The organism is Gordonia jacobaea, assembly GCF_001186365.1.
GTDB classification, from domain to species: domain Bacteria; phylum Actinomycetota; class Actinomycetes; order Mycobacteriales; family Mycobacteriaceae; genus Gordonia; species Gordonia jacobaea.
Genome location: NZ_LDTZ01000015.1, coordinates 418,508 through 435,175, shown reverse-complemented (window position 1 = coordinate 435,175; position 16,668 = coordinate 418,508). Strand labels below are relative to the sequence as shown.

Annotated in this window: 16 protein-coding genes; 9 read left to right on the top strand and 7 right to left on the bottom strand. The window is 66.9% G+C overall.

Annotated features, from left to right (window positions below; all coding sequences use genetic code 11):
* Complete coding sequence (locus ABW18_RS07935) at positions 1-324, top strand: nuclear transport factor 2 family protein (protein WP_049698620.1); 324 nt, start codon at positions 1-3, stop codon at positions 322-324.
* 45 nt (positions 325-369) lie between these two features.
* On the opposite strand, the gene ABW18_RS07930 is transcribed toward ABW18_RS07935, so the two are convergent.
* Positions 370-1,038 carry an ACT domain-containing protein gene (locus tag ABW18_RS07930; protein ID WP_049698410.1) on the bottom strand — a complete coding sequence of 223 codons (669 nt, stop codon included), beginning with the start codon at positions 1,036-1,038 and terminating at the stop codon, positions 370-372.
* A gap of 57 nt (positions 1,039-1,095) precedes the next feature.
* On the opposite strand from ABW18_RS07930, the gene ABW18_RS07925 reads away from it, so the two are divergent.
* The 3 genes from ABW18_RS07925 (at position 1,096) to gatA (ending at position 3,665) form a co-directional block, all read left to right on the top strand.
* Positions 1,096-1,686 (top strand): antibiotic biosynthesis monooxygenase, encoded by a 591-nt coding sequence (locus ABW18_RS07925; protein WP_049698619.1) that lies wholly within the window; start codon positions 1,096-1,098, stop codon positions 1,684-1,686.
* A gap of 153 nt (positions 1,687-1,839) precedes the next feature.
* The gene (gene gatC / locus ABW18_RS07920) at positions 1,840-2,169 is read left to right on the top strand and encodes an Asp-tRNA(Asn)/Glu-tRNA(Gln) amidotransferase subunit GatC (protein ID WP_049698409.1); all 330 of its coding nucleotides are present in this window, start codon (positions 1,840-1,842) and stop codon (positions 2,167-2,169) included.
* Positions 2,166-3,665 (top strand): Asp-tRNA(Asn)/Glu-tRNA(Gln) amidotransferase subunit GatA, encoded by a 1,500-nt coding sequence (gene gatA / locus ABW18_RS07915; RefSeq protein WP_049698408.1) that lies wholly within the window; start codon positions 2,166-2,168, stop codon positions 3,663-3,665. The genes gatC and gatA overlap by 4 nt, the downstream gene beginning before the upstream one ends.
* Here gatA and ABW18_RS07910 read toward each other — a convergent pair.
* A complete protein-coding gene (locus ABW18_RS07910) occupies positions 3,617-4,843 on the bottom strand; it encodes an alpha/beta-hydrolase family protein (RefSeq protein ID WP_049698407.1) in 1,227 nt (408 codons plus the stop codon). The genes gatA and ABW18_RS07910 overlap by 49 nt on opposite strands.
* A complete protein-coding gene (locus tag ABW18_RS07905) occupies positions 4,840-5,541 on the bottom strand; it encodes a hypothetical protein (protein WP_235434313.1) in 702 nt (233 codons plus the stop codon). The genes ABW18_RS07910 and ABW18_RS07905 overlap by 4 nt, the downstream gene beginning before the upstream one ends.
* Before the next feature lie 178 nt (positions 5,542-5,719).
* Between ABW18_RS07905 and ABW18_RS07900 the strand changes: the two genes are divergently transcribed.
* The 4 genes from ABW18_RS07900 to gatB all read left to right on the top strand — a co-directional run bounded on the left by ABW18_RS07900 (position 5,720) and on the right by gatB (position 10,489).
* Positions 5,720-7,054 (top strand): sensor histidine kinase, encoded by a 1,335-nt coding sequence (locus tag ABW18_RS07900; RefSeq protein ID WP_053117416.1) that lies wholly within the window; start codon positions 5,720-5,722, stop codon positions 7,052-7,054.
* A gap of 10 nt (positions 7,055-7,064) precedes the next feature.
* Positions 7,065-7,760 carry a LuxR C-terminal-related transcriptional regulator gene (locus ABW18_RS07895; RefSeq protein WP_049698617.1) on the top strand — a complete coding sequence of 232 codons (696 nt, stop codon included), beginning with the start codon at positions 7,065-7,067 and terminating at the stop codon, positions 7,758-7,760.
* A gap of 119 nt (positions 7,761-7,879) precedes the next feature.
* A complete protein-coding gene (locus ABW18_RS07890; RefSeq protein ID WP_005205247.1) occupies positions 7,880-8,914 on the top strand; it encodes an ATP-dependent 6-phosphofructokinase in 1,035 nt (344 codons plus the stop codon).
* Positions 8,915-8,986: 72 nt separating this feature from the next.
* Positions 8,987-10,489 carry an Asp-tRNA(Asn)/Glu-tRNA(Gln) amidotransferase subunit GatB gene (gene gatB / locus ABW18_RS07885; protein ID WP_049698405.1) on the top strand — a complete coding sequence of 501 codons (1,503 nt, stop codon included), beginning with the start codon at positions 8,987-8,989 and terminating at the stop codon, positions 10,487-10,489.
* Between the two features lie 15 nt (positions 10,490-10,504).
* Here the strand turns inward: gatB and ABW18_RS07880 are convergent, their stop codons facing one another.
* The 3 genes from ABW18_RS07880 to ABW18_RS07870 form a co-directional block, all read right to left on the bottom strand.
* Positions 10,505-10,942 (bottom strand): Imm63 family immunity protein, encoded by a 438-nt coding sequence (locus tag ABW18_RS07880; protein ID WP_049698404.1) that lies wholly within the window; start codon positions 10,940-10,942, stop codon positions 10,505-10,507.
* Complete coding sequence (locus ABW18_RS07875) at positions 10,939-11,667, bottom strand: TNT domain-containing protein (protein ID WP_049698403.1); 729 nt, start codon at positions 11,665-11,667, stop codon at positions 10,939-10,941. The genes ABW18_RS07880 and ABW18_RS07875 overlap by 4 nt, the downstream gene beginning before the upstream one ends.
* A 121-nt stretch (positions 11,668-11,788) precedes the next feature.
* Entirely contained in the window at positions 11,789-12,958 is a 1,170-nt protein-coding gene (locus ABW18_RS07870) for a PQQ-dependent sugar dehydrogenase (protein WP_231894270.1), read from the bottom strand.
* 82 nt (positions 12,959-13,040) lie between these two features.
* On the opposite strand from ABW18_RS07870, the gene ABW18_RS07865 reads away from it, so the two are divergent.
* On the top strand, positions 13,041-14,414 hold the full coding sequence (locus tag ABW18_RS07865) for a DoxX family protein (protein ID WP_235434312.1): 1,374 nt from the start codon (positions 13,041-13,043) through the stop codon (positions 14,412-14,414).
* A 102-nt stretch (positions 14,415-14,516) separates the two neighbouring features.
* Here ABW18_RS07865 and ilvD read toward each other — a convergent pair whose 3' ends face one another.
* Positions 14,517-16,361 (bottom strand): dihydroxy-acid dehydratase, encoded by a 1,845-nt coding sequence (gene ilvD, locus ABW18_RS07860; RefSeq protein WP_049698402.1) that lies wholly within the window; start codon positions 16,359-16,361, stop codon positions 14,517-14,519.
* Between the last annotated feature and the right edge of the window lie 307 nt (positions 16,362-16,668).

Genomic DNA, 16,668 nt, shown 5'->3' with positions numbered 1-16,668 from the left:
ATGACCACCTCGCTACCCGCGCCCGTCGCCGCGTCGATCGACGCGACGAATGCCGGTGATCTGCAGGCGTTCCTCGACGCCTTCACGCCGGACGGTTCCGTCGACGATTGGGGGCGGGTCTTCACCGGACCCGACGCGATCACCGGCTGGAGCGACAACGAATTCATCGGCAAGAACGTCACGCTCGACGTCACGAAGGCTACGACGGCCGGTGCCGACACCGTCGTCATCGCGACTGTGGGCGGAGACGGATTCAACGGTCCGTCGACATTCACCTACACGGTCAACGGAGACAAGTTGTCGCGCATGACAATTCGCGAGTGACGCGTCGTCGTTACGGTGACGGCATCCCCGCCGAATGCCGCCTGGCTACGACTCGGTGCGCAGCACAGTGCTGACGATGCCCGAGAGGTAACCGAGGCGCGCGATCTCCGACGGTCGGAAGTCTGGGCCGCCGATCCTGCCGAGCAGCACCGCTTTTCGGCCGTCGCCGAGCGGGGCTGCTGCCATTCGCGTGTCCATGTCCTGCCAGGCGCCGGGGACCCAGTCGGCGTCGGGGTCGAGTTGCGCGGCCTCGCTGAGCGGAAGCCAGTCAGCGCTGGTCAGCGGCGTCTCGGGTGCGCCGGAGCTGCCGTAGAGTGCGAGGACACCACCCGCCGCCCGGGTGACGACCATCGCCCACGACACGCGCAGTACGCGTGGCGCGTTGTCGACGAGGACCTGTAGCCGGTCGTGGTCGGCGGTGGCCACCTGGTCGACGAGCTCGAGTTCGCGGTGGGTGTCGAGTAGTCCGCTGTAGGGACGAATGGAGTCGACGCGCACACCGGTGACTCTTTCGGCCGCGGTGATCAACGCATCGGGAAGTGAGCCGGGCGCGACGTCGACGACGAGGTCGTCGACGGCGTAGCCGTCACCTCGTTCGACGACCTCGAGGGACAGGATGTCAGCGCCGACGGACCCGAGCTGCACGGCGAGCAGTCCGAGGCTGCCGGGGCGGTCCTCGAGGTACACGCGCAGCAGATATGACACGTGCGACATTGTCGCACCGTGGCCGCGGGCGTGCTCGGATGGCATCGGCCGCGTGCTGCCGCCACGATGGAGGACATGGTTTCGGTTCCCGATCACGACGACGCGCCCGGCACACAGCACGTCACGACGTCCGTCGCGCGACGCATCGAGTCCGGGCGTGAACACGACTTCGTCACCTGGACGGACGCCGGGATCGCGCTGGCCCGTACGTTCCCCGGCTTTCTCGGCGGCGGATGGTTGCGGTCGAGCAGCAAACCCGACGAGTACTACGTCGTCTACCGCTTCGCCGACGACGACGCGCTCGAGGATTGGAACTCCTCGCCGGTGCGCAAAGCGTGGTTGTCTCGCGGTGAGGGTGTGGCCGTCGAGTATGCGACGCATCGCCTCTCGGGTATCGAGGGGTGGTTCGAGCCACAGTCGACGCTGACCAACGCGGTCCGGGTGATGGGTGCGCCGCCGCCGCGGTGGAAGCAGGCGGTCACCATCTGGCTGGGATTCTTCCCGATGTCGCTGCTGATCAACTTCCTGGTGATTCCCCATCTCGGTGGGATGCCACTGGTGCTCAAGACGTTGATCGCGACGCTGATCAACACCCCGCTCATGGTGTACCTGGTGCTGCCGTGGATCACTCGTCGCCTCAAGAGGTGGCTTCACTGACGAGCGTCGGGGTCCGGCCTCGCCGTGCCAGATCGTCGTCGAGTACCGCGTCGACTCGGCCGAGACCGTCGTCGCCTAGGCTTGATGGGGTTGTCGGTGCGCTGTTGCCGATGCCGGTGGTTTTGCTGGTGAGGAAGGACGTGATCTCTTCAAATGTCTGACGGATCTGGGTCGGAGGACGCAGGGTCGACGATCTCGCGTGAACAGGTCGCGCACCTGGCGCGGCTGTCGCGACTCGCGCTGAGCGACGACGAGCTCGATCTCTATGCGCAACAGCTCGATTCGATCTTGGCGCATGTGGCGCAGGTCTCCGAGGTCGCTGCCGACGACGTCCCGCCGACCGCCCACCCGGCGGCGCTGGCCAACGTGTTGCGCGAAGACGTCGTCAAGCCCGGCCTGACCACCGAAGAGGCGCTCTCCGGTGCGCCCGCCGTCGAGCAGGACCGGTTCGCCGTTCCGCAGATCCTGGGGGAGGAACAGTGAGTTCTCAGACACCGGCCACCCGCGCCGCCACCGATATCACCGGACTGTCCGCCGCAGAGCTCGGCGAGAAGATCGCCTCCCGTGAGCTCTCGTCTGTCGAGGTCACCCAGGCGCACCTCGACCGCATCGCCGAGATCGACGACCAACTCGGTGCATTCCTGCATGTGAGCAGCTCCGAGGCGCTCGTCGCCGCCAAGGCCGCCGACGACGCCGTTGCGGCAGGAGAGGCGTCATCGCCGCTCACCGGCGTGCCGCTCGCACTCAAGGACGTGTTCACGACGACCGACGCGCCCACTACCTGCGGCTCGAAGATTCTCGAGGGCTGGGTCCCGCCCTACGACGCGACCGTGACCGCGCGGCTGCGTGCGGCGGGCATCCCGATCCTCGGCAAGACCAACATGGACGAGTTCGCGATGGGCAGTTCCACCGAGAACTCCGCCTATCAGGTGACCCGCAATCCCTGGGACACCACACGCATCCCGGGCGGTTCCGGTGGTGGCAGCGCTGCGGCGCTCGCGTCGTACCAGGCGCCCCTCGCGATCGGCACCGACACCGGTGGCTCGATCCGTCAGCCCGCCGCGGTCACCGCGACGGTCGGCGTCAAGCCGACCTACGGCACGGTGTCCCGCTACGGACTCGTCGCCTGCGCGTCGTCGTTGGATCAGGGTGGCCCATGCGGGCGCACCGTCCTCGACACCGCGCTGCTCCACGAGGTCATCGCGGGACACGACCCGCGCGACTCCACCTCGATCGACGTGGCCGTGCCCGATGTCGTCGGCGCTGCACGCGCGGGCGCGTCCGGCGATCTGACGGGTGTGCGGGTCGGCGTGGTCACCGAACTCCAGGGGGAGGGTTACCAGCCCGGCGTGCTCGCGTCGTTCGAGCAGGCTGTCGCAACGCTCACCGAGCGTGGCGCCGAGGTCGTCGAGGTCTCCTGCCCGCACTTCACCTACGCTCTCGGCGCGTACTACCTCATCCTCCCCAGTGAGGTGTCGTCGAACCTCGCTCGTTTCGACGGCATGCGGTACGGGCTGCGCGTCGGCGACGACGGCAAGCACAGCGCCGAAGAGGTCATGGCACTGACACGCGAGGCCGGATTCGGTCCAGAAGTCAAGCGCCGCATCATGATCGGTACCTACGCCTTGTCGTCTGGCTACTACGACGCGTACTACGGCCAGGCGCAGAAGGTCCGCACGCTGATCGCGCGCGACTTCGCCACGGCCTTCGAGAGCGTCGACGTCCTCGTCTCGCCGACGACGCCGACCACCGCGTTCCCCATCGGCGACAAGGTCGACGATCCGCTGAGCATGTACCTGTTCGACCTGTGCACGCTCCCGGTGAATCTCGCTGGTGTCGGAGCGATGTCGGTGCCGTCCGGGCTGTCGGTCGACGACGGGCTGCCCGTCGGGCTGCAGATCATGGCTCCGGCCCTCGCCGACGACCGGCTCTACCGGGTGGGCGCAGCGTACGAGGCCGCCCGCGGTCCGATCGTCTGATCGGTTTCGGGCAGGCCGTGCGCCTGATCCGGACCGGAGTACCGGTGGCCGACGCCTGCGGGGCCGTCGAGCGACCCCAGCAGGTCGGCGGAGTTCTGCACGAACGTCACCAGGGGAAGCCACGGAACGCGTCGGGTCGGTCTGCCGACTGTGACCGTCTCGGAAGGTCTAGACGGAGCGCGCCAGATCGCCGCCGGTGACCACGTGGTCACCGGGTCGGTTGCATTGGCGACCACCATGCGCGGCGATCCGTGCGCGTGCGTCGCGATGGTGTCTGCGGGAACCCCGGAGAGAACGGTGGCCCTGACAGTGCCGGGTCGATGATCGTCGGCCCAGACCCGTGCCGTCTCCGCTCCGATCGCTCCGAGGCTCTGGCCGTACAGGATGATGCGCGGACGATGCTGTGCGGGAACAGAATCGAGCGTTGCTGTTACTGCCGTGACCACCGCGACAGACGCGCGTCCGGCCGCACCCCGGTCGGTGACGAATGCCCGCCACGACTGCGACGACGCGTAGCGGGGCGTGATGGTGCGCATCCGGCCGACGCGCTCACCGATCGCCGTGACCGCGCCGGCGTCGATCCACCCCGAGCCCGTCGGGACCGCGATCAACACCGCGTCGTCACCGCGGCCGCCCGCGTCGACCCATTGCTGGACAAGGGCATTCGCGTCGCGTGCGCTGGATACCGGTGCGCTCAACGTCGACGCCGACGCTGAGCCCGAGACGGGCGTGAGCAGTCCGGCGGCAACCGAGACAGCGCCTGCGACGGCCAGCGCGCTCAGGCGTGGCAGCCAGACGATCGCGGCGACAACCGCGGCTGTCGGTCCGACGAGCAACACCACCCACTCGATGCCGACAGGGGCATAGCCGAGCTCGCCGCGAATTCCGTTCTGCCACCACATGTTCGCCGTAGCCGCGACCACAAGGAACGTGCACGCTGCCACAAGCGGTGACCATCGAGTCGCACTCCGGGAACGATGGCACAGTCTCAGTCCGACCAGCGTGGCACTCACGACGATGGCTGCGCACCCGGCAACGACGACACCTGCGAGCCACGGCGTCCGCGGAAGCGGGGACGGCCAGAGCCCGATCCCGGTGGCGAGCACAATCGCCCAGGCGATCGCCGGGTGAGGAGGTGCAGGTGCGCTGAGTGCTCGATCGGTTCCCGGGATCGTCATCGTGTCGCCCCCGACGATGCCTGTGTGCCATCGCGTTCGACGTCGCTGTTGCCATCGGGATCGTCGTGGACGAGGTGCCCGATGGCCGACGACGTCGCGGCGAGCACGTTGCCGCGGTCCTGTGGTGGGCCGTCGCCTTCATGCCAGGTGTTGAGTCCGACCCCCACCCGTGCCAGCTCCGCCGCACCCATACACAGCGGATCGTGACAGGTTTCGCGCATCCGCGTCACCAGGGCGGTGTCGAGACCCAGTCGCGCCCAGGGGCCCAACGGATTTCCGACCCGCGCCGCGTAGCGCAGCATGTCGTAGCCGAAATCATGTGTGCGGCACAGTGGTTCGAACCTCGCGGGAATGGGTACAGGTGACGAGCAATCGCCGCCGGGATTGCTCGCATCGTCGCCGTCGAGCACCGGCGAGTACCCCATCCTGGATGCGAAGTCGGACGGGAGCGCCGCGATCGCTCCCGCGCCGTTGCGATCGAGAAGCTGTCGGACGACCGCAGCCGCAGCGGGATCTCCGGTTCCGCCGTCGGAGACTTCACTATTGGACGTGGACTGGATGGTCGACGACTGCGCGGTCGCGTGGCCTGCTGGCGTCATCGGCAGTGCGGTGAACGCGGCGACGCCGACGAGCAGGAGTGCGGCTGACCAGCGTCGACGTCTCTGGGTGTTGCGGGGGAGTCGGTGGCTCGAAGTCATGTGATCGACGCTAGAAATGCAGAGCACAACCCCACATCGGCCGCGAGTGGGGTTGTCCCACAGTCCATTCGCAGTGCCCGCCGTCGTCGACCTGCTACCCCGGAGCGATCCCGATCTCCCTCTTAGGTATGAGGACATCGGGAACGTGCTCGCCTACGGTGGACGTCGAGGTGATCTGATGATGAAGCACGTGCGGACCGGGCTCCGTAAGGCCGGTTCCGCCTTCGTCGACGAGGTGCGCGCTACTCCAGCGCTGTCGGATCCCGATCTACGACGCTACTTCTCGTCGCGCATGAATGTCTTCTTCCTCCTGTGTGCCGCAGTGCTGTTCGCAGTGGCGTGGCCGACGTCGAGCCTGACGCACGACGTCCCGGCGTACGCGATGCCGGCGGTTGCCGCGGCAATCGCATGGCCGGTCGCGCTGGCATGGTCGGCTCCCGTTGTGGGATGGGCGATCTCGTTGCTCGCGGCGATGATCATCGGGTCGGTGGTTCCCACCGTCAACGGGTGGCCATGGTCGATCCAGGTGACGCACATCATCGCGATCCTGGTGCTGTCGTTCATGGCCGCACTCCGATGCCCGCTCCGGTGGCTGCCGGTGATCTGGTTGGCGTCGACGTTGGTGATGACGAATTCGGCCCCCGACGACCAGCGGCCGGGATGGATCTTCGGTCTGACGTTCGGTGCCATCGTCATCGCCCTTGTGCGCGGGCTGCTGGCATCTCGTAGGCAGCTGGCCGAGCGCACCCAGGAGACCAAGGCGGCGGAATCCGAGGCGGCCGTCCTGCAGGAGCGTGCACGCATCGCGCGTGACCTCCACGACGTCGTTGCCCACCGGATGTCGATGGTGGTGGTGATGGCGCAGACCGCTCGGTATCGACTGCCCGACGTCAGCGACGCCGCTGCGGCCGAATTCGACGCGATCGCCGTCGCGGCGCGCACCTCGCTCGACGAGGTGCGCCAGCTTCTCGGCGTGCTGCGTGAACCCGACGACACCTCGAATGAGTCGAGTGCGCGGACAGCGCCCAACCCCGGGCTCGAACACATCGAGTCGTTGGTCGAGGCGACACGTCGGGCAGGAGCCGACGTGCAGTTGCATCTGGCGACGCCCGGAACGGACGTCGGCGAGGCGTCGGGTCTGGCCGTGTATCGGATCGTGCAGGAGTCCCTGGCCAACGCCACCCGCCATGCGCCGGGAGCGCGGACAGACATCTGGCTGCGCGACGGTGCGCAAGGTCAGCTCGAGCTCGCAGTCGTCAACGGTCCGGGCACCGAACCGCCGCTGGATCTTGCGGGCAACGGCGCCGGTATCCCCGGTATGACGGATCGGGCGCGCAGCGTCGGCGGATCACTCGTCACCGCGCTCACCCCTGACGGCGGATTCGCCGTCCGCGCGTGGGTTCCCACCGGAAACCAGCGCGCGATCACTTCATCGGACCCCGCTGGTTCATCAAATACAGCTTCATCAGATACAGATTCTTCAGATACACATTCATCGGATACAGAAAGGTAGCGTGCATCCGGTGCCGATCACGCTTGTCATCGTCGACGACCAGGCGATGGTCCGACAAGGATTCTCGGCGTTACTCGCCGCCCAACCCGACTTCTCGGTGCTCGGTGATGCCGCCGACGGCGTCGAGGCGGTCGAACTGTGTGCCAGGGTGAGCCCCGACGTGGTGCTCATGGATGTGCGGATGCCCAGGCGCGATGGGTTGTGGGCGGCGCAGCGCATTCTGGCGAGTCAGGCGGGCGTCGAATCCGGTACGGGCGCAGGCGTTCCGGCGAACGGCGCCGCGGGCAAGACGCGCGTGCTGATGTTGACGACCTTCGACATCGACGACTACGTGTACGAAGCGCTGCGGATCGGGGCGTCGGGATTTCTGCTCAAGGATGCGCCCGCCGACGAGCTCGTCCGGGCTGTGCGGGTCGTCGCGGCGGGCGATGCGTTGCTCGCGCCGTCGATCACCCGCCGACTCATCGCCGAGGTGACCTCGCGTCGCGAGCGACGCACCAGGTCACCGGAACTCGCATCGCTGACTCCACGTGAGCGTGAAGTGCTCGAATTGGTGGCTGAGGGAAAGTCGAACGCAGAGATCGCAGGCGAGCTGTTCGTCACCGAGCAGACCGTCAAGACGCACGTGAGTGGGCTGCTGGGAAAACTCGGCCTGCGCGATCGTGCCCAAGCCGTCGTCTACGCCTACGAGCATGGTGTGAAGTGACGAACCCCAACTGTGCGGCATTCGCTGTCGCTCGGCGCACGGGACGACGGCCAACTAGATTGGACACCGATCACCCAGACCGATAGCGGGACCTCGGACGGCGGAAGGCACGAAGAGACATGGCGAAGAGATACGGCATTCTCACCTCCGGAGGCGACTGCCCTGGTTTGAATGCGGTCATCCGTGGCGCGGTTCTCAAGGGAGAGACCGTCTACGGGCAGGAGTTCGTCGGATTTCGTGACGGCTGGTACGGACTGGTCTACGGCGACATCATCGAGCTCGACCGCGCGCGTGTGCGCGGTCTGAGCCACGAGGGCGGAACCATCCTCGGTACCAGTCGATTCGGGCCGTACTCCGAGCCGGACGGCGGCGCGGAGAACATCAAGAAGGTCCTCAAGAACCTCGAGATCGACGGAGTGATCGCCATCGGCGGCGACGGCACCGCCGCCGCGTCGCAGCGGCTCTTTGAAGACGGCATCAACATCGTCGGCGTGCCGAAGACCATCGACAACGACATCGCAGCGACCGACTACACGTTCGGTTTCAACACAGCGGTCGAGATCGCGACGGAGTCCATCGATCGGTTGCGTACCACCGGCAACTCGCACAAGCGCTGCATGGTGCTCGAGGTGATGGGCCGTCACGCGGGGTGGATCGCATTGCACTCGGGCATCGCGGGCGGCGCACACGCGATTCTGATCCCGGAGCACCCCGAGAGTCTCAATCAGATCTGCGCCTGGGTGACGAGCGTGAAGAACCGTGGTCGCTCGCCGATGGTCGTCGTCGCCGAGGGCTTCAAGCTGCCCGAGATGGAGACCGCACATTCGACGAAGGGGCTCGACGGCTTCAACCGCCCCCGACTCGGCGGCATCGCCGAGGTTCTCGCGCCGATGATCGAGGAGCGCACCGGGATCGAGACCCGCGCAACGGTCCTCGGCCATGTGCAGCGGGGTGGGGTGCCGACGGCGTTCGACCGCGTCCTGGCAACGAGACTCGGCATGGCGACGACCGATCTCGTCGCCGACAAGGGCTGGGGTCAGATGGTGGTGCTGCGTGGCACCGAGATCGAGCGCACCACATTCGACGAGGCGCTGGCCAACCACAAGCAGGTCCCGGCAGCCCAGTATCAGGAAATGCGGGTCATCTTCGGTTGATGGCCCCGCGCGGCCTATCGATGCACACGACCCGACCGACCCGGCGATGCGCGCACGCATAAACTGGACGCCATGACTGCCGCGACCGCCGAACTGATGGACTACGACGAGGTCATCGAGAAGTTCGATCCCGTGATGGGACTCGAGGTACACGTCGAGCTCGGTACGGACACCAAGATGTTCTGTGCGTGCCCGACGACGTTCGGCGCCGATCCCAACACCCAGGTGTGCTCGGTGTGCATCGGCCTGCCCGGTTCGCTCCCGGTGGCAAACGCCAAGGCCATCGAATACGCGATCCGCATCGGGCTGGCGCTGAACTGTTCGATCCGGCCGTCGAGCACCTTCGCGCGGAAGAACTACTTCTATCCCGACCAGCCGAAGAACTACCAGATCTCGCAGTACGACGACCCGATCGCCTACGAGGGATACCTCGACGTCGCGCTCTCCGACGGAACGACGTGGCGTGTCGAGATCGAGCGCGCCCACATGGAGGAGGACACGGGCAAGTCACTGCACGTGGGTGGCGACGGCCGCATTCACGGCGCCGATCACTCACTCCTCGACTACAACCGCGCCGGCGTGCCGCTCGTCGAGATCGTGACCAAGCCGATCACCGGTGCCGGGGCACGTGCCCCCGAGGTCGCCCGTGCCTACGTCACGGCGTTGCGAGACCTACTCAAGTCACTCGACGTCTCGGACGTCCGCATGGATCAGGGGTCGCTGCGCTGCGATGCCAATGTGTCGTTGATGCGCAAGGATGCCGTGGAGTTCGGCACCCGCACCGAGACCAAGAACGTCAACTCGCTCAAGAGTGTCGAGGTCGCCGTCACCTACGAAATGCGAAGGCAGGCAGCGGTTCTCGAGTCCGGCGGCGAGGTCGTGCAGGAAACGCGCCACTTCCACGAATCCGACGGCACCACGTCGGCGGGGCGTCGGAAAGAGACCGCTGAGGATTACCGCTACTTCCCGGAGCCCGATCTGCCTCCCGTGCAACCGGATTCGGCGTGGGTGGCCGAGATCCGAGGCGCATTGCCTGAGTTGCCGTGGGTACTACGCGCGCGCATCCAGACCGAGTGGGGTGTGTCCGACGAGGTCATGCGTGACCTGGTCAACGTCGGCGCCGTCGACCTCATCATCGCGACCGTCGAGGCGGGTGCCGCTCCCGAGGCCGCGCGCGGCTGGTGGGTGTCATTCCTCGCGCAGCAGGCCAATACGCGCGGCGCCGAGCTGGCCGACCTACCGATCACCCCCGCGCAGGTCGCCACCGTCATCGGACTCGTCGACGAGGGCAAGCTGACCACCAAGCTCGCGCAGCAGGTTGCGGTCGCGGTGCTCGACGGCGAGGGCGAACCCGAGCAGATCGTCGCCGACCGCGGGCTCGAGGTGGTGCGCGACGACTCCGCACTGCAGAAGGCCGTCGACGAGGCACTGGCCGCCAACCCCGACATCGCCGACAAGATCCGTGGCGGCAAGGTTGCGGCCGCAGGCAAGATCGTGGGCGACGTGATGAAGGCGACGCGCGGTCAGGCCGACCCGGCCCGTGTGAAAGAGCTGGTCATCGCGGCCTGCTCCTGACGAGGTCCGGGCCGATCAGCTCGCGTTCGGAAGAAGAGCGAGCACATCGTCGTCGACGCCCGCGTCGACCAGTCGTGACCGCGTCTGAGTGAGCCACGTGTCGGCCCATTCAGGGTCGACGCCGTGCAGGATGTCGTACTGCGCCTGCCACGACACCCTGCGGAAATCAGGGGTGCCGGGCGGGTGCAGTCGCCGCGACATCGCCTCCGATATCTGTTCGGCGACGAAGAAGAGGAACTCGTGGGCAGAGGTGGTCTGTCGGTCGGAGAGGATGCGTGCACGTTCTCTGACCGTCAGATGCCACACGCCGTCCTGCTGCCAGCATGACGGAACACCGTCGTCGCGCAGGTGTGACAGCTCGGGGAGGTCGTCGGCGACCGCCCCCATACGACGGCCGAGCTCGACGATGCGTGTCGTCATCGATTCGCCGAGCCCGCTGTCGATACCGGTCATCCGGTTGTCACCGGCGGGAACGTCTGCAGCAGGTATCCGGCGCACAGCAGCCAGCCGACGTTGACATCGGTCCCGCACTCCGGGCGGCTCGGCAGAAGCTGTGGAACCACTTCGTACTGAGTGCCGAGACCAGGTTGTTCGAAGGCCGGTGCGATCGGTCCGGTGTAGATCGGGAGTTGCTTGACCACGCGGTACACGTGGTAGTTGCAATACCGTGGGCTGGAGCTGTTGACGAGATTCGACGGCGGCAGTGACCGTTTGATGTAACTCGTGCCGGTGGGGGCGAAGAAGTTGCCGCCCTCACCGCCGTATCGGTCGATGCTCTTGCCGACGTCCAGCGCGGCGCGGTGCTTGATGGGCTTGCCGTTCCTGATGACGTAACCCTGTTGTTCCGGATAGCGCCAGTTTGCTTTGGGCTTCGCGTCCGGGTCCCACCACTTGGTCAGGAAGTCCTTGCCGTCGGTGAAGTTGCCGAGGCGCTTGTAGCCGGCCAATTGGGGTCCGACGGGCGCTTCCGTCGCGAACTCCTTCGGGCCGAGTCGCCAATCGCCAGGGCTGTAGAGTTCCGCCGAACAGCCGGCCGAGGTGCCCGGCAGGCCGGGAATGCCTCCGAGACTGCCGAAATCGGATGACCCCAATCCCGGCGCCGCGGCCGCTACACCGGCAGACCCAAAGGCGAGGGTGAAAATGAACGAGAGTACGAGAACCAGACCGCGACGACGCATGGGCCGTGCCTTTCGCTGAATGATCAGTGGTGAAGGCAGCGTAGAGTGCGCCGACGCCGCTCATCGGCGGTATCGCGAAATCCGTACGACGAACGGGTGACGGTGAACGCGGCTCGTAACCCTAAGTCCGGTTCTCCGACGACGCGGGCGGGATGAAGCGCACGACGCGGTCGTCGGTGCCGACAGGGTTACCCGACGCCTTGTTGACGGTGGCGAAAAGCATTGCGCCACTTGCAGAGCTGACGATCCTGCCCAAAGCGCCGTAACGCTTCTCGAGAACGACAGCGGGCGGAGTGATCGTCGGCTTGTCGCGAGTCGGTTCGGTGAGGGCGAGGATCTGCTGGGTGCGTGTGGTGGTCACGAAGATCTGACCGGACGAGACAGCGCAACCCGCGACATCGGGTTTGTCGGGCCACGTCCACAGCACCTTGGGTCCGCCCGACTCGACGATCTGCAAGCGATCCTCGGTCGCGGTGCGATCAGCGACGTAGAGCCCTCCGCTGTCGTTGTGGCACAGTGCCACGTTCGATCCGAAGCCGGACGCGACGACCTTGGGAGGCGGATTCGCACCCGACCCGAACGAGGTGACGGAGAGCAATTTGCCCGCGAGCGACGCAGGGTTTGCTGCCGCCGACGGATCACCCGCGTCGCCCGTCGCGACGAGGAGCTCGGTGGGGGAGCGGAAGTACAGTGCTCCCATGTTTCCGGTGGCGCCCTTCGGAATGCCCGTGAGAATCGGCTTGGCGACGTCGCCCGGCGCGATGCGGACCACGCGATTGTCGGACGGGGTGGTGATGAGCGCGTAGATGAGGCGGTCTTGGCTGTACGTCGGAGACAACGCGAAGTCGACGAGTCCGCCGTCGCCCGAACCGTCGACGTCGAACGACGCGATCGCTCGTTGCGGTCCGTATCGCTTTGCGGTGATCAGTTTGCCTGTCGTGCGTTCGGCGACGACCGTTGTGGTTGCCTGATCGTCGCCGGGCATCAGTCCTCCGGTCGACGCGAGACATGTGGCGATGACCTGCGGGTCGGGATCGACGCACGGGCCGGTCGGCGGCGGACCCTGATTCTGCGGTGTGCTGGGCTCGGGTGTCGGCGTCTGCTGCTGCTTGCGGGGCGAGTCGTTGTTGGCCGAGAATTCGCCTGCCGAGCGGTCGCGGTCCTGAGCGGAGAAATCGGCGCACCCGGTGAGTGCGACGGCCACCAGCATCATTGCGCCCGTCAGCAGTGCCCACAGGCGCACCCGCCGGGATCTGGCGGTTCGGTGCCGCTCGTTCCGCCCCTCTCGCATGCACACCACAGTAGGCGATGGTCGACGACTCACCGCGCGCTGTTGGGAGGTGGCCCGTTGACGACGCTCTACAGTCGACTGTGTGACTGAACGAGACGACCGGACTCCTGCCGACGACGTCTCCGGAGCGGCGTCGGGCTCCGACGATCACGGGCGCGGCACCGGAACCGGGCGCGTGGCGGCCGGTAACGCGGAGACCGGCAGCAGCGAACCCTACGTTGGTTCCGACGGGGACTCGGCGAGTCCGTACGACGAGACGACCGGACGCATCCCCATCCAGCAACGCCCGGCCGACGACCGAGATGCCTTCTACGACAGGCATTCTCGCGGACGTATGACTCGCGTCGACGAACTTGACGATCTCGATCCGGACGAGGTGCACACCCGCCCGTTCTCTGCGACCCCGTCGGCCGCGAAGAACATGCCGACCGGGAAGACGACGCCACGGGCAGGCACGTCGACGCCGCCCTCGGTGGCGTCCCCGCCGCCGCCCGCGGGGGAGACAGGACAGCGCCGGCGCCGCAGGCCCGCGCCGCAACGCGGCGACGACGCCACAACCGAGCGCTTCGAGAGTCCCGCCGCGGCACAGGAGCCCGCAACACCTGTACCCGCAACGCCTGTACCTGCAACGCCTGTACCTCCAACGCCCCAGCCCACGCGCGGGTACGCGGAGGTCGCCGATCCCTCGGCCGACAGCTCGCCGGAGCGCCACGACACGGCCATCATCGACACGGGCAACCCCGGGTCCGACCCTGCCACCCCCGAACCCGCCGATACGGCCGCCTTCGACAGTGCGCACGCCCACTCTGCCCACGCCCACACTGCCCACGCCGACCCTGCGCCTGCGCAGGTGCACGCCGACCACGACGACTCGGTCGCGGTCGCGGAGCCACGCGCGCGACGCGGCACCCTCGACCTCGGGCTGCTGCTGTTACGCGTGGCCGTCGGTGTCGTCGCGATGGCGCACGGCTTGTCGCGCCTGTTCGGTTGGTGGAACGGCACGGGCCTCGACGGCTTTCAGAACGAACTCCTCAACCCCGCGAACCCCGCGATCGGGTTCGCAGCCGATGCCGCCAAGCCGCTGGCGGCGGGCATCGCGCTCGCCGAGACGATCGGCGGTCTGATGGTGATCGTCGGGCTGCTCACGCCGATCGGAGCGTCGGCGATTCTCGCCGTGGCGCTGCTGGCGGCCGCATTCAAGACGACCATCGGCGGTGGATTCGAGTTCTTCGCGAGCGCAAACGGCGTCGAGTTCGAACTCATGATGGCCGCGGCCGCCGCAGCCATCATCCTCACCGGGCCGGGGCTCTACTCGCTGGACTATCCGCGTGGCTGGGCTCGCAGACCGTTCGTCGGCTCTGTGTTGTGGCTGGTCATCGGGATCGCCGTCGCCTGCGTGATCTGGATCTTCTGCAACGGCACCGACCCGTTCACCTCTCCGGGCAACCCGAGCTGACGGCCCCGCAATAGAGACAGCCCCGCTATAACTACAGAACGTAATGAAGAAGGGCCCGACCAGTTGGTCGGGCCCTTCTGGTCGGCGGTCTTCGCCGGACGCTCAGTCGACCCGGCGAACAGCGCCCTTGTCAGCGGACGTGGCCAGCTTGGCGTAGGCGCGCAGCGCTGTCGTCACCGTGCGCTGGCGATCCTTGGGCTGCCATGGACGCTCGGAAGCCTCCATCTTGGCGCGACGCTCGGCGAGCACGTCGTCGTCGACGAGCACCTTCAACGCGCGGGTCTTGACGTCGATGAGGATCGGGTCGCCGTCTTCGATCAGACCGATGACGCCGCCAGCGGCGGCCTCAGGCGAGATGTGGCCGACCGACAGACCCGACGAGCCACCGGAGAACCGGCCGTCGGTGATCAGCCCGCACTTCTTGCCCATGCCGGTGCCCTTCATGAAGGCGGTCGGGTGGAGCATTTCCTGCATGCCGGGGCCGCCGGAAGGACCCTCATAGCGCACGACGAGCACCTCACCGGCCTGGATGGTCTTGGACAGGATGACCTGCACGGCCTCCTCCTGGCTTTCGACGACGCGTGCGGGACCCTCGAAATGCCAGAGGTCTTCGCTGATGCCTGCCGTCTTGAGCACGGCCCCGTCCTCGGCCAGATTGCCCTGCAGCACACACAGTCCACCCTCTGCGGTGTACGCGTGCTCGACGTCGCGGATACAACCGCCCTCTTCGTCGGTGTCGAGTGAACTCCACCGATTCTTCGTCGAAAACGGTTCGACGGTCCGCACGCCACCCGGTGCGGCATGGAACAGTTCGATCGCGGCGTCGGTGGCCTTGCCGCCGCGGATGTCCCAGTCGTCGAGGGCGTCGGCCATGGTCTTCGAGTGCACGGTGGGAACGGTGTCGTCGATCAGTCCGCCACGACGAAGCTCGCCGAGGATGGCGGGGATGCCGCCGGCGCGGTGGACGTCTTCCATGTGGTAGTCCGAGTTGGGTGCGACCTTCGACAGGCACGGCACGTTTCGGCTGATCTCGTCGATGACATCGAGATCGAAGTCGGCGACCTCGCCCTCCTGAGCGGCGGCGAGGATGTGCAGCACGGTGTTGGTCGAGCCGCCCATCGCGACGTCGAGCGCCATCGCGTTACGGAAGGCCGTCGTGGTCGCGATGCTGCGAGGGAGGACCGAATCGTCGTCGTCGCGGTAGTAGCGTTTGGCCGCCTCGACCACGGTGGTGCCCGCGCGACTGAACAGGTCGTAACGCGCGGCGTGTGTCGCCAACGTCGAGCCGTTGCCCGGCAGCGACAGACCGAGTGCCTCGGTCAGGCAGTTCATCGAATTGGCGGTGAACATACCGGAGCAGGAACCGCACGTCGGGCAGGCCGAACGCTCGACCTCGGTGAGGCCGTCATCGTTGACGTCGTTGTTCGCCGACGCCGAGATGGCGGTGATGAGGTCGGTTGGCGCCTGCGCGACACCGTCGACGATCACGGCCTTGCCCGCTTCCATCGGGCCACCCGAGACGAAGACCGTCGGGATGTTCAGGCGCATCGCGGCATTGAGCATGCCGGGAGTGATCTTGTCGCAGTTCGAGATACACACCAGGGCGTCGGCGGTGTGCGCGTTGACCATGTACTCGACAGAGTCGGAGATGATCTCGCGGCTAGGCAGCGAATAGAGCATGCCGCTGTGACCCATCGCGATGCCGTCGTCGACGGCGATTGTGTGGAATTCACGGGGAACGCCGCCTGCAGCGCGCACGGCGTCGGCCACGATCTCGCCGACGTTCTTGAGGTGCACATGGCCCGGCACGAACTGCGTGTACGAGTTCGCGATCGCAACAATCGGCTTGCCGAAATCGTCATCGGTCATGCCGGTGGCACGCCACAGTGCGCGGGCTCCGGCTGCTTCTCGTCCGACGGTGGTGGTTCGCGACCTCAGGGCTGGCATGGGAATTCCTCGATCGTTCGGTGTCCGCGCGGGGCGGACCGTGTGGACTCGCGATGCGCCGACTACGGCGCTGTGACGTCTCAACGCCACACCAGACGCGAATATTCGCTCACCGTCTTCGTGTGCGATCGGAAACGTTCGTCTGGCCTGACACCTCGGCGGGTCCGCACCGGGTTCGACTGGGCTGAGCCAACTCGCGTCGTCACTCCGATGGGCGTGGCGAAGCGGGTTCGCTCATCAACGGTACTCCCCGCTGACGTGCGGGAACAAAACAGATGTCGGCCGACGGCCCGGTCGTGCCGGCCGC

What these genes read in the sequence shown, in the direction of transcription:
- ABW18_RS07875 (WP_049698403.1), bottom strand. Translation starts at nt 11,667, where the DNA reads ATGCGTCGTCGCGGTCTGGTTCTCGTACTCTCGTTCATTTTCACCCTC.
- ABW18_RS07880 (WP_049698404.1), bottom strand. Translation starts at nt 10,942, where the DNA reads ATGACCGGTATCGACAGCGGGCTCGGCGAATCGATGACGACACGCATC.
- ABW18_RS07925 (WP_049698619.1), top strand. Translation starts at nt 1,096, where the DNA reads ATGGAGGACATGGTTTCGGTTCCCGATCACGACGACGCGCCCGGCACA.
- ABW18_RS07930 (WP_049698410.1), bottom strand. Translation starts at nt 1,038, where the DNA reads ATGTCGCACGTGTCATATCTGCTGCGCGTGTACCTCGAGGACCGCCCC.
- ABW18_RS07935 (WP_049698620.1), top strand. Translation starts at nt 1, where the DNA reads ATGACCACCTCGCTACCCGCGCCCGTCGCCGCGTCGATCGACGCGACG.
- gatC (WP_049698409.1), top strand. Translation starts at nt 1,840, where the DNA reads ATGTCTGACGGATCTGGGTCGGAGGACGCAGGGTCGACGATCTCGCGT.
- ABW18_RS07900 (WP_053117416.1), top strand. Translation starts at nt 5,720, where the DNA reads ATGATGAAGCACGTGCGGACCGGGCTCCGTAAGGCCGGTTCCGCCTTC.
- ABW18_RS07870 (WP_231894270.1), bottom strand. Translation starts at nt 12,958, where the DNA reads ATGCGAGAGGGGCGGAACGAGCGGCACCGAACCGCCAGATCCCGGCGG.
- ABW18_RS07890 (WP_005205247.1), top strand. Translation starts at nt 7,880, where the DNA reads ATGGCGAAGAGATACGGCATTCTCACCTCCGGAGGCGACTGCCCTGGT.
- ABW18_RS07905 (WP_235434313.1), bottom strand. Translation starts at nt 5,541, where the DNA reads ATGACTTCGAGCCACCGACTCCCCCGCAACACCCAGAGACGTCGACGC.
- ABW18_RS07910 (WP_049698407.1), bottom strand. Translation starts at nt 4,843, where the DNA reads ATGACGATCCCGGGAACCGATCGAGCACTCAGCGCACCTGCACCTCCT.
- gatB (WP_049698405.1), top strand. Translation starts at nt 8,987, where the DNA reads ATGACTGCCGCGACCGCCGAACTGATGGACTACGACGAGGTCATCGAG.
- ilvD (WP_049698402.1), bottom strand. Translation starts at nt 16,361, where the DNA reads ATGCCAGCCCTGAGGTCGCGAACCACCACCGTCGGACGAGAAGCAGCC.